The 12,409-nt window shown below is 32.5% G+C and carries 9 protein-coding genes; 4 read left to right on the plus strand and 5 right to left on the minus strand.

The genetic code is table 11. The annotated features are described in order from the left end of the window. Positions 1-21: 21 nt before the first annotated feature. Entirely contained in the window at positions 22-927 is a 906-nt protein-coding gene (locus tag OJ995_RS05945) for a TIGR01777 family oxidoreductase (RefSeq protein ID WP_264368596.1), read from the minus strand. Positions 928-1,043: 116 nt separating this feature from the next. Continuing rightward, positions 1,044-1,496 (minus strand): DUF4442 domain-containing protein, encoded by a 453-nt coding sequence (locus OJ995_RS05950; RefSeq protein ID WP_264368597.1) that lies wholly within the window; start codon positions 1,494-1,496, stop codon positions 1,044-1,046. A 255-nt stretch (positions 1,497-1,751) separates the two neighbouring features. On the opposite strand from OJ995_RS05950, the gene OJ995_RS05955 reads away from it, so the two are divergent. The 4 genes from OJ995_RS05955 to OJ995_RS05970 all read left to right on the plus strand — a co-directional run bounded on the left by OJ995_RS05955 (position 1,752) and on the right by OJ995_RS05970 (position 5,755). Next, positions 1,752-2,081 (plus strand): PadR family transcriptional regulator, encoded by a 330-nt coding sequence (locus OJ995_RS05955; RefSeq protein WP_026724567.1) that lies wholly within the window; start codon positions 1,752-1,754, stop codon positions 2,079-2,081. Positions 2,082-2,086: 5 nt separating this feature from the next. Then, on the plus strand, positions 2,087-3,859 hold the full coding sequence (locus OJ995_RS05960; RefSeq protein ID WP_264368598.1) for a PspC domain-containing protein: 1,773 nt from the start codon (positions 2,087-2,089) through the stop codon (positions 3,857-3,859). A 21-nt stretch (positions 3,860-3,880) separates the two neighbouring features. After that, positions 3,881-4,606 (plus strand): head GIN domain-containing protein, encoded by a 726-nt coding sequence (locus tag OJ995_RS05965; protein ID WP_264368599.1) that lies wholly within the window; start codon positions 3,881-3,883, stop codon positions 4,604-4,606. Positions 4,607-4,918: 312 nt separating this feature from the next. Continuing rightward, positions 4,919-5,755, plus strand: a complete 837-nt coding sequence (locus tag OJ995_RS05970; protein WP_264368600.1) for a DUF2807 domain-containing protein — start codon at positions 4,919-4,921, stop codon at positions 5,753-5,755. A 70-nt stretch (positions 5,756-5,825) separates the two neighbouring features. Here the strand turns inward: OJ995_RS05970 and OJ995_RS05975 are convergent, their stop codons facing one another. From OJ995_RS05975 to OJ995_RS05985, 3 genes are all read right to left on the minus strand, one after another. Beyond that, positions 5,826-8,090, minus strand: coding sequence for an aconitate hydratase (locus OJ995_RS05975; RefSeq protein ID WP_264368601.1), 2,265 nt, complete (start codon positions 8,088-8,090; stop codon positions 5,826-5,828). A 124-nt stretch (positions 8,091-8,214) separates the two neighbouring features. Beyond that, positions 8,215-11,004, minus strand: a complete 2,790-nt coding sequence (locus tag OJ995_RS05980; RefSeq protein WP_264368602.1) for a bifunctional aconitate hydratase 2/2-methylisocitrate dehydratase — start codon at positions 11,002-11,004, stop codon at positions 8,215-8,217. A gap of 264 nt (positions 11,005-11,268) precedes the next feature. Beyond that, complete coding sequence (locus tag OJ995_RS05985; RefSeq protein WP_264368603.1) at positions 11,269-12,378, minus strand: acyltransferase family protein; 1,110 nt, start codon at positions 12,376-12,378, stop codon at positions 11,269-11,271. Positions 12,379-12,409: the final 31 nt, after the last annotated feature.

Genomic DNA, 12,409 nt, shown 5'->3' on the forward strand with positions numbered 1-12,409 from the left:
AACCGCCAATTGGCGGTTTTTTTATTTCAATAAATCATTCAAAGCTTTATCTAAAGAGGCAAACTTGAATTGGAAATTTTCATCTAAAAGCTTACGACAACTTACATGTTGACTCGAAAATAAGATTTGATGCATTTCGCCAAGAATAAGTTTCATTACAAATTTTGGAATATTAGGTAAAAACAAAGGTTTCCCAAGTGTTTTTGCAATAGCTTTTGTTAATTCAGAATTGGTAACCGGATAAGGAGCTACTCCATTATAAATACCAGGTAATCTATTTTCCATAACAAATTGGAAAATGGCTACTAAATCTTGAACATGAATCCAAGATTGGTATTGTTCTCCTGAACCAAACGCTGCTCCTACACCATATTTAATCGGTTTTGCCATTTCTTGCAAAGCACCACCGTTTTTAGCAAGTACAATACCGATTCTAATTTTAGAAACGATTATTTCTAATTTTTCAAACTGACTGACTTCGTTTTCCCATTGTTTTACAACATTACCAAGGAAGGAAACATCAATATCTAAATCGGTTTCATGGTATATATCGGTTAAACTATCTGGATAAATTCCAACAGCTGAAGCCGAAATGATTTGTTTTACTTGATGGGAATTCTTTTGAAGTGTTTTAAATAACAATTGAGTTGAAAGTACACGGCTTTCAATAATTTCTTCCTTATAAGCTGTGGTCCATTTTTTTGCCACATTAGCTCCAGCTAAATGAATGATAACTTCAACGTCTGTTAAGGCATTTGTATCAATTTCAGCGTTTTTAGGATTCCAATAAAAACCTTTGTAATTAGTATTGGTAACTAATTTACTTTTTGATGTTGACAAATAATGAACATTGTGACCGTTTTGCAGCATCAAATTCACCAATTCTTGCCCAACCAACCCTGTAGCTCCTGTAATTAAAACTGTCATTTTCTTTTTCCTTTTTCTCAAATTTACTATCAATAAATAAAGAATGAAAGTAAATTAACTTATGTTTAGGATTAGTTTGAAGTTATGAGTTACAAGTTGGATTTGAAACTTTAAACTTATCTAACTTTAATTGTCCATTCAAATTGCATTTCAGAAACTTGTTCTCCTTTTTCGTTTTTTCCAATTGAAGTTAACCAAATAGTTTGTCCTTCATTAGTATCCACTGCTTTTTGAATGGTTTCTTTAATAGCATTTCCTTGTTCACAAGTAAATGTAATTCTTCCTGTAGCTTTTTTTGTGAATACACTTTTATTTTGAGCTACTAACATTGAGATGTTTTTCTTGCTTTCTTTTATCTGATACATTACCAAAGCTCCCGTTGTAAACTCGGCTGCCATAGCTTGCACAGCAAAATACATGGAATTAAACGGATTCTGGTTGAACCAACGATGTTTTACTGTAACCTCACAAACTTCTGGTGAAATTGATTTTACTCTTACCCCACTCCAAAAAGCGGAAGGCAGTTTAAAAAAGGTAAATAGATTTAGTTTTGCAGGTGTAAACTCCATAATTCATTGATTTATTTTGTAAAAATACAAAAAATACTATGCATTCCTACTATTTTTTTATTTGTTAATTTTTTGTTAAATATTAGTACTATGCGTAACATAATACCTTCTTTTAGACTTATCTTTGTATAAGAAAATAATAGGTAATCTATTTCAATCATCAAATCAATCATTGCGAAAGCAAAAAAAATCAAAAAATGAACAGTCTAATTACATCTGATATTAAATTCAGATTGAAAAAAAACAAAAGGAATTATGAACATTGAAAACACTAAAGCGCAAATGCGAAAAGGCGTTTTGGAATTCTGTATCTTATCGGTCTTAAAAGAGAAAGATGCATACACTTCCGAAATACTAGACACGCTAAAAAATGCTAAATTACTAGTTGTGGAAGGCACCGTTTACCCACTACTAACAAGGCTAAAAAACGATGGATTATTAAATTATCGTTGGGAAGAATCCACTTCGGGACCGCCAAGAAAATACTACGGTTTAACCGATGAAGGGAAAGAATTTTTACAAGAATTAAATGGCACCTGGAAAGAATTATCAGATGCAGTAAACATAATAACAAGTCAAAACTAAAGGTCATGAACAAAACAATAAGTATAAATTTAGGAGGTTTTTTCTTTCACATTGACGAAGATGCCTATCAAAAATTATCGCGTTATTTTGATGCGGTGAAGCGTTCACTTTCGCCTGATGGAAGAGACGAAATCATGAAAGATATAGAAAGTCGCATTGCCGAACTTTTTCAAGAGCGCATAAAAAACGACAAACAAGTTGTAGGCATGAGCGAAATCGAAGAAGTGATTTCAATCATGGGGCAACCAGAAGATTATAAAATTGATGATGAAAAAGCATCATACCAATCTAGCGGTTCTACAACTAATTTCTATTATCCGTCAAAAAGATTGTATAGAGACAAAGAAAATGGAATGATTGGTGGAGTAATGGCAGGATTAGGTCATTATTTAGGAATTGATTCGTTATGGTTAAGAATCATAATGGTGATATTATTCTTTGGATTTGGAACTGGTTTATTTGTGTATATCGTATTATGGATTTTAGTTCCTGAAGCGATTACCACAACACAGAAATTAGAAATGAAAGGTCAACCCATAACTATTTCTAATATTGAAAAAAAAGTAAAGGAAGGTTTTGATGATATTACTACGAAAATAAGTAGTATCGACCATGAAAAAATCACCAATACTGCCAAATCTGGAGCTTCTAGAATTGGTTCTTCAATAGAAGAAGTTATTACCACGATATTCAAAGTTTTTGCAAAAATAATAGGTTCATTTATCTTATTTTTCTCTGCAATTGCTTTACTAGCCATCATAGTAACTAGTATTATTTTGATATTTTCATCTACTATGCCTGAGAATTATATTTTAAACAACATTAATACTCCAATAGGCTTAGAAACACCATTGTGGGTACAAGGAATACTATTATTACTAAGTGTTGGAATTCCGTTGTTTTTCTTATTCATTTTAGGATTAAAATTAATGGTCAACAACTTAAGATCAATAGGGAATTATGTGAAATATAGTTTGTTAGCGGTTTGGATTATTGCAGTAGGAATCTTAATAACATTAGGAATCAACGAAGCGTCTCAATTAGCGTTTGAAGGAAAATCAGTTCAAAAAGAAGTGATTGCGATTGCACCATCAGATACGTTAAAAATCAAATTCAAAAACAATGATTTTTATTCGAAAAGCATTTACAGAAATCATGATTTTAAAATAACACAAGATGAAGGTGATAACGAAATCATTTATTCTAACAATGTGAGCATTGAAATCAAAGAAACAGATGCAGCAGCTCCTTATATGTTAATTGAGAAATTAGCTAATGGAAAATCAACTTCTCAAGCAAAAAAGAGAGCTGAAAAAATTAAATATGAATATAAAATTGAAGGCAACACCATCATTTTAGACAATTATTTATTGACAGCTGTTGAAAATAAATTCAGAGGTCAGGAAGTAGAAATTTATCTTTATTTACCAAAAGGAACTATCTTCCAAACTGATGAAAGTTTTAGCAACTTTGACAGAAGTGATTACGGATTTTTCGATGAAAACGAATATGATACAAAAAATCCAGTTTATAGAGTGGATGCCGATAAAGTAAGATGCTTAAATTGTTTAGCGGAAGAAATTGACGATAGCTTAAGTATAAATGTTGGAATTGGTGACAATTCTGCTTCAATCTATTATGATGAAAATGGTGTTCTGGTAAAAAAAGTTGTAAATACTGAAGAAGATGGATTAGTTACAAAAAAAGAAGAATATATTATTGAAGCTGACGAAGTAGAAAAAAAGATTTACAAGGAAGTCAAAGAACAAAAGAAATAGATTTAATTAAAATCAAATAATATGAAAACGACTTTAAAATTAGTTGCTCTTTTACTAACACTTAGTCTTGCATCGTGCAATGCTAATTTAAATTTAGGAGATGGTATTGATGGAAGCGGAAACGTATTAACCGAAAAAAGGACTATCGACGCTCCTTTTACTAAAATTGATGCCAGTACAGGTGTTGAAGTAATTGTAGAACAAGGCGCAGCTACAGAAGTAGAAGTGGAAGTTGATGACAACTTGATGGAACATATTGTAACAAGAGTTGAAAATGGAACTTTAATTGTAAAAATTGAAGGAAATATTAATACAATGGAAAGTGCAATTGTTCGTGTAAGAACAAAAACTATCGAAGGGTTAGAATCTTCTAGTGGTGCAACTATTCGTTCAAAAAGCACTTTAAGAGGAACTGATTTAACAGTAAAATCAAGTAGCGGAAGCACAATTAATACCGATTTAGAATACGAAAAAGTAAGTTGTGAATCTTCAAGTGGTAGCGAAATAAAAGTAAATGGTAAAGCTTTAGTATTAGAAACAAGTTCGTCTAGTGGAAGTGAAATTGACGCTCAAGACTTAGCAGCTAATGAAATTACAGCACAATCTACAAGCGGAAGCAATACTACTGTAAATCCAATTGTATTGTTAAATGCAAAAGCATCTAGTGGAAGTTCAATCGAATATGTAAAAGACCCTAAAAAGGTAGTTAAAGAAGAGTCTTCTGGTGGAAGCGTATCAAAAAACTAATTGATTTAACAAATAATTAGTATATAATTAACAGCTTTATTTTAAGCATTTTATAATTTTACATCAATAATTTCAACCATAAATTTCACTCTCATGATTAAGTTGATAATTCAAGTCGTAGAATTTATTTTTACTTTCATAGTAAATTTAATAGATTCCATTATATAAGTTATAAAAGCATCGGTGTTTAACTGATGCTTTTTTTATTGTTTTAAAACTTTCAATCGGAATTAAATTTTAATACCAAGAACCTAAAACAATAAAATTGGAATAAATTTTGTGTATGTTTGTGATATCAAATTATCATAAAAAATGACAAAAAAAATATCGTTTCTATTTACACTTTTATTTCTTACTACATTTGTTGTAGCTCAAAAAAAAGAGAAAATTAAAGGTTCTAAAATCGTAACCGTTTCGGTTAAAGAAATCCCAACTTTTGAAAACATTGAGATTAACGATAATTTCGAAGTTTTTCTTGTAAAAGGAGAAAAAGCTTCATTAGAAATTGAAGCCGATGATAATCTTCATGAAATCATTAACTATGAAGTAGCAGGTGGTACTTTAAGAGTTTCTTCTTTAAGAGAAGCAATTGGAGCAAAAAAATTCGCTTTACGAATTAACTATACTGACGATTTGAAATTAATCACTGCAAAAAACGAAAGTTCAATTCATGCATTAGCTGATTTAGAATTAGAAAATATTACCATAAAAAACTACGATAATTCAAGAGCATTCTTAAATGTAAAAGCTAGTTATTTTGCTTTGGTATTAAATGATAAAGCGGAAGCTGAAATTAATATTAAAGCCGAAAACACATCATTAGAATTAAGTAAAAATGCAGAATTAAAAGCACTAATAACTTCTCCTGAACTAAAATTAGACATGTACCAAAAAAGTCAAGCAGAAATTGAAGGAAATGTAAACAATGCTAAAATGAGATTAGATAATTACGCTAATTTAACTGCAAAAAAATTAGTTATTGCAACATTAGACTTAACCTCAGAAAGTTATGCAAAGTGTTTTATAAACATAACCAACACGCTTACATTAGCAGCTTCAGGGAAAACCGAAATTGAATTATTAGGAGAGTCAAAAATTCAAATTAATAAATTTATTAATAACGCTACTTTGTACAAAAAGGAAAAATAAACATTAGTTTTTAATACATAAAAAAGGGATAGAATTAATTCTATCCCTTTTTGTCTTTATATACTTTAAATTACGCTTTACCAGCTGCAATCAAGTTTAAAGCAGAACCAGCCACAAACCATCCAATTTGACTATCGTTGTAGGTATGATTTGCTGAAATTATATCTTTTGTTCCATCAGCGTGAACAAATTCTAATGTTAATGGTTTTCCTGGCGCAAATTCAATTAAGTCCAAGAAGTTGATGGTATCATCTTCTAGAATTTTATCATAATCAGATTCGTTAGCAAAGGTTAAAGCTAACATTCCTTGTTTTTTCAAATTTGTTTCGTGGATACGAGCGAACGATTTTACTAAAACCGCTTTTACTCCCAAGAAACGAGGCTCCATAGCGGCATGCTCACGAGAAGAACCTTCTCCATAATTATGGTCGCCAACAACAATGGAAGGAACTCCCGCTGCTTTATAAGCTCTTTGAACAGCCGGAACTGCATCATAAGCCCCTGTCAATTGATTTTTAACGGAATTTGCTTTACCATTGAATGCATTTTCGGCTCCAATTAACATATTATTTGAAATATTATCTAAATGTCCACGGAAACGCAACCAAGGTCCAGCCATCGAAATATGGTCGGTAGTACATTTTCCAAAAGCTTTGATTAGCAATTTAGCTCCTGAATAATTTTTACCATCCCAAGCCTCAAATGGCGCTAATAACTGTAATCGGTCTGAAGTTGGAGAAACGGCAACTTGAACAGACGAACCGTCTTCAGCTGGTGCTTGAAAACCTGCATCTTCCACATCAAAACCTCTTTTTGGCAATTCATCACCAAATGGAGCAGTCAATTTAACTGCTTCCCCTTTATCATTCAATAAAGTATCTGTTAACGGATTAAAATCTAATCGTCCTGAAATTGCTAAAGCAGCTACCATTTCTGGCGATGTTACGAAAGCGTGTGTATTTGGATTTCCATCAGCACGTTTTGAGAAGTTTCTGTTAAACGAGTGAACGATGGTATTTTTTTCTTGTTTATCTGCTCCTTCTCTATCCCATTGTCCAATACATGGTCCGCAAGCATTGGTAAATACTTTAGTTCCCATTTTTTCGAAATCAGCAATAATTCCATCTCTTTCAATCGTATAACGAATTTGCTCTGAACCTGGATTGATTCCAAATTCAGCTTTTGGAGTGATTCCGTGTTCTACCGCTTGTCTAACAATAGAGGCAGCACGCGCCATATCTTCGTAAGAAGAGTTGGTACAAGAACCGATTAATCCCCATTCTACTTTTAATGGCCATCCGTTTGCTGTAGCTTCTTCTTTCATTTTAGAAACTGGCGTTCCTCTATCTGGTGTAAATGGTCCGTTAATGTGTGGCTCTAATTCTGATAAGTTAATTTCAATTAATTGATCGAAATAGTTTTCTGGATTGGCATAAACTTCGGCATCAGCTGTTAAGTAAGAAGCTACTTTATCGGCAGCATTTACCACATCTTGACGACCTGTTGCAGCTAAATATCTTCGCATGGAATCATCGTAACCAAAAGTTGAAGTTGTTGCTCCAATTTCGGCACCCATGTTACAAATAGTTCCTTTACCAGTACAAGACATAGCTTCTGCACCTTCACCAAAATATTCTACAATAGCTCCCGTTCCTCCTTTTACGGTTAAGATATCGGCTACTTTTAAAATGACGTCTTTTGGAGCAGTCCATCCAGATAATTTACCCGTTAATTTAACTCCAATTAATTTTGGAAATTTTAATTCCCAAGACATGCCCGACATTACGTCTACCGCATCAGCACCACCAACACCGATGGCTAACATTCCTAAACCACCAGCATTTACGGTATGAGAATCGGTTCCAATCATCAAACCTCCAGGAAAAGCGTAGTTTTCTAAAACGATTTGGTGAATAATTCCAGAACCTGGTTTCCAAAATCCGATTCCGTATTTGTTTGAAACTGACGAAAGGAAATCAAAAACTTCTTTGGATTGCTTATTTGCTAATGCTAAATCTTCTTTAGCACCATTTTTTGCTAAAATTAAATGGTCGCAGTGAACTGTTGTTGGAACCGCAACTGTCTTTTTTCCGGCATGCATGAATTGTAATAAAGCCATTTGAGCGGTTGCATCTTGACATGCTACTCGATCTGGAGCGAAGTCAACATAATCTTTACCTCTTGTAAATGTCTGAGTTGGCATTCCTTCCCATAAATGCGAATACAAAATTTTCTCAGACAACGTTAATGGACGTCCAACTATGTCACGAGCTTTATCCACTCTAGCCGCCATGTTGGCGTACATTTTTTCAATCATTTCAATATCGAATGCCATAATAATTATTTTATTTAGTTATGTTATTTTAAACCTCCTAATTTACGAAAAAATGGACAGATAAAAAACAAAAAAAAGCCTAAGCAGAACTTAGACTTTTAATTGATTATTATAATTGATTATATTATCCTACCAACAATTTGTGAGATGGAGCAAACTTAGTTAAGTTAATTCCTTCTACCGCTAGTTTGTATTCTTCAATTGAAGGTGTTCTACCTAAAATTGTAGATAAAACTACAACTGGAGTTGATGATAATAAAGATTCTCCTTTTTTAGTTTCTGTATCTTCAACAACACGTCCTTGGAACAAACGAGTTGATGTTGCCATAACTGTATCTCCTTTAGACGCTTTTTCTTGGTTACCCATACAAAGATTACAACCTGGACGCTCTAAGTACAACATGTTTTCATATTCTGTACGAGCAGCCCCTTTTGGTGCATTATCATCAAATTCGAATCCTGAATATTTTTGTAATACTTCCCAATCACCTTCTGCTTTTAATTCGTCAACAATGTTGTATGTTGGTGGAGCAACTACTAAAGGCGCTTTGAATTCCACTTTACCTTGTTGTCTCTCGATATTTTTAAGCATTTGAGCTAATATTTTCATATCGCCTTTGTGCACCATACAAGAACCGATGAATCCTAAATCTACTTTTTTATCACCTCCGTAGAAAGAAAGTGGACGAATTGTATCGTGAGTATAACGTTTAGAAACGTCTTTATTGTTTACATCTGGGTCAGCAATCATTGGTTCGTTAATCACATCCAAATCTACTTCTACTTCTGCGTAGTATTTTGCATTAGCATCTGGACGTAAAGCTGGTTTTTCACCTGATCTGATTTCAGCAATACGTTTGTTTGCTTTGTCAATTAATCCTTGAAGTACACGGTTTTTATTATCCATGCCTTTATCAATCATGATTTTGATTCTTCCTTTTGCAATTTCTAATGATTCGATTAACGTTTCATCTTCAGAAATACAAATTGAAGCTTTTGCTTTCATTTCAGCAGTCCAATCTGTAAAGGTAAACGCTTGGTCAGCTGTTAATGTTCCTAAATGTACCTCGATAATTCTTCCTTGGAAAACGTTTTCACCACCAAATTTATGTAACATTTGCGCTTGAGTAGCATGAACCACATCACGGAAATCCATATAACTTGCCATATTCCCTTTGAAAGTCACTTTTACTGATTCTGGAATTGGCATTGAAGCTTCACCCGTAGCTAAAGCAAGAGCAACCGTTCCTGAATCTGCACCGAAAGCAACTCCTTTAGACATTCTTGTATGAGAATCTCCACCAATAATGATAGCCCATTCATCAACCGTAATATCATTTAATACTTTGTGAATTACGTCGGTCATGGCATGATAAACACCTTTTGGATCACGAGCTGTGATTAAACCGAAGTCGTTCATAAATTGCATTAATTTAGGAATATTAGCTTGCGCTTTTTTATCCCAAACAGAAGCTGTATGACAACCTGATTGATAAGCTCCGTCAACAATTGGAGAAATCACAGTAGCTGCCATAGACTCTAATTCTTGAGCTGTCATTAAACCAGTAGTATCTTGAGAACCTACAATGTTTACTGTTACACGAACATCAGAACCAGCGTGTAATGCTTTTTTAGAAATAGTTCCTACCGCATTTCTATTGAAGATTTTCTCAACAGCTGTTAAACCTTGTCCTTCAACTGAAACTTCTTTTGAAGGTGCATAAACTAGTGGCGCTTCAATTCCAAGAGTTTTAGCAGCGAAAGTTTGAATTTTTTTACCGAAAACAATCGCATAAGATCCACCTGCTTTGATGAATTCCATTTTCTGAGGCGTGAATGCTTTAGAAATGTCGATTAATTCTTTGTCTCCGTTGTATAATTTTTTTGTTTTTGTATTGATGGTAAGAACTGTTCCTGTTGCTACAGAATATACTTCTTCTAAAACTGGATCACCACTTTCATTACGAACTACTTCTCCATTAGCGTCTGTCTTTTTTACCCAGTTTTTAAGGTCTAAACCAATACCTCCAGTTACGTCAACAGTAGTTAAGAAAATTGGAGAAATTCCGTTAGTTCCACCTACGATTGGAGCAAAATTTACAAATGGTACGTAAGGACTCGCTTGTTTTCCTGTCCAAAGTGCAACGTTATTTACACCCGACATACGAGAAGAACCTACACCCATTGTTCCTTTTTCAGCAATTAACATTACCGATTTATCTGGATGTTGCGCTTGCAACGCTTTAATTTCTTCTTGTGCTTGAGGCGTAATCATACATTTTCCGTGTAATTCACGGTCAGAACGCGAGTGCGCTTGATTTCCTGGAGATAATAAATCGGTAGAAATATCACCTTCACCAGCAATGAATGTTACAACTTTAATTTCTTCTGCTATTTCAGGAAGTTTAGTAAAGAATTCTGCTTTAGCATAGCTTTCTAAAATTTCTTTTGCAACAGCATTTCCTTTTTCAAAAGCCTCTTTAATACGAGCCATATCAGCATCGTAAAGATAAACTTGAGTTTTTAAAACATCCGCTGCTTGCTTTGCAATATTTGAATCATTTCCTAAAGCTAAATCCAATAGCACCTCAATTGAAGGTCCACCTTTCATGTGCGATAATAATTCGAAAGCAAAAGCAGGAGTAATTTCAGCAACAGTTTCTTGACCAAGAATAATTTCTTTTAAGAATTTTGCTTTAGCTCCAGCTGCAGGAGTTGTTCCTGGTAAAGTATTATAGATAAAAAACTTCAAACAATCTTCTCTGTTTGCATTGTTTGTATCTTTAATTTGAGCAATGATTTCGTTTAACAAATCAGCTCTATCAATTGGTTTTGGGTGTAATCCTTGACCTTTTCTTTCTTCGATTTCTTTAATGTATTCGTTATAAAGATTCGTCTCAGTAGCTAATGCCATATTGTAAATAGGTTAATTATTGGTTGTTGTATTTTTCTTTTGTGGCACAAATTTAATAAATCTTAATCAGATTTAAAAATTTTTAATAAAAAGCCTAAATAGAAGAATTATTATTTATAAAGATTCTATTTTAATGCTTATTTTTCAATAAAACTGATTAAAATCAAAATATATTGAATAATTCGTAATTTAAAATCAAAGTTTTATTAAATTATCAAAAAACAATATTCAATTTTATGAGAGTCTCAAAATAGGTGAGCTAAATTATTGCTTATCTCTCCAATTCATAATTGGTTTTTCGTAAAATCTGTACAAAATGTAGGACAATAAAAAAGTTATGGTTAGATAAATAAAAGTAAAAAAGTGACGTTCTGTTATAGACATTTGAGTAGTATCCATAAAAACCTTTAACAATTGCAGTATAATACTGTAATGAAGTAAATAAATAGAATATGAAATTTTACTTATCAATTCAACGGGATATAAAACTGGATTTGCGTATGTTTTCCATTCAGAGAAGAAAGGCAACAAAAATGCAAAAGCAATTGAAGTAATTGGCAAATACAAAACATTCCAAAAAAACGGATTTTGTTCGATTGTTAAATTCAATGGAATAATTCCAAACATTAAAAAAAACAAAATCCCAAAGCCTATCAAAGCAAACACACCTTTAAATTGTTTCCAAATACTAGTATAATTAAAAGAAAACCACGCGGCTAAAACTCCAATTAAAATTGCATCAATTCTATAAATCAAAACCGATTTTAAATTTAAATTCCATTCTGACAAATTCGAAATTTTATTTTGGGAATGATAATAAAATTTATTCATCCAGAAAACCAGAATCAAAGCTACAATTACCAACAAAAATAATTTTGCCTTGTTTTTCACCTTTGTCAATCCCAAAAAAAACAATGAAAATGGCAAAAGCAAATATGTATATTCTTCTATTGATAAACTCCAAGATTCCGGAAAAAAAGCAGGTGATTTTGATGCGAAATTTTGCAAAAAGAGAAAATAACTTCCTATATTTTCAATCGAGAATCCAAGAAAAAAAGCAATCAAAATGTTTAAAATCAACACCAAATAATAGTTAGGTAATGTTCGAAACCAGCGCCTTTTTAAGAAATGAAAAACTGATTTTAAAGTAAAATTTTCTTTGATAAATGTTTTATACAGAATTGAACCAATCAAAAAACCACTTAAAACAAAGAAAAGTTCTACGCCCCAAAAACCAAAAAGTTCGAATAATGTTGGAATAAAGGTGTTGCTTTTGGGATAAATCCATAAAACATGTGAACTCACTACCATTAAAATAGCAGTAGCTCTTAGCGCGTCTAAACCGAAGATTCTTTCTTTTATATTAGCTCCCAAATTCCTTTATTGATTTATAAAAGTAATAAAA

It is taken from the genome of Flavobacterium lacisediminis, assembly GCF_025909975.1.
Classification (GTDB): domain Bacteria; phylum Bacteroidota; class Bacteroidia; order Flavobacteriales; family Flavobacteriaceae; genus Flavobacterium; species Flavobacterium lacisediminis.

Coding starts and splice junctions, on each gene's coding strand:
- OJ995_RS05945 (WP_264368596.1), bottom strand. CDS start 927: ATGACAGTTTTAATTACAGGAGCTACAGGGTTGGTTGGGCAAGAATTG.
- OJ995_RS05950 (WP_264368597.1), bottom strand. CDS start 1,496: ATGGAGTTTACACCTGCAAAACTAAATCTATTTACCTTTTTTAAACTG.
- OJ995_RS05955 (WP_026724567.1), top strand. CDS start 1,752: ATGAACATTGAAAACACTAAAGCGCAAATGCGAAAAGGCGTTTTGGAA.
- OJ995_RS05960 (WP_264368598.1), top strand. CDS start 2,087: ATGAACAAAACAATAAGTATAAATTTAGGAGGTTTTTTCTTTCACATT.
- OJ995_RS05965 (WP_264368599.1), top strand. CDS start 3,881: ATGAAAACGACTTTAAAATTAGTTGCTCTTTTACTAACACTTAGTCTT.
- OJ995_RS05970 (WP_264368600.1), top strand. CDS start 4,919: ATGACAAAAAAAATATCGTTTCTATTTACACTTTTATTTCTTACTACA.
- OJ995_RS05975 (WP_264368601.1), bottom strand. CDS start 8,090: ATGGCATTCGATATTGAAATGATTGAAAAAATGTACGCCAACATGGCG.
- OJ995_RS05980 (WP_264368602.1), bottom strand. CDS start 11,004: ATGGCATTAGCTACTGAGACGAATCTTTATAACGAATACATTAAAGAA.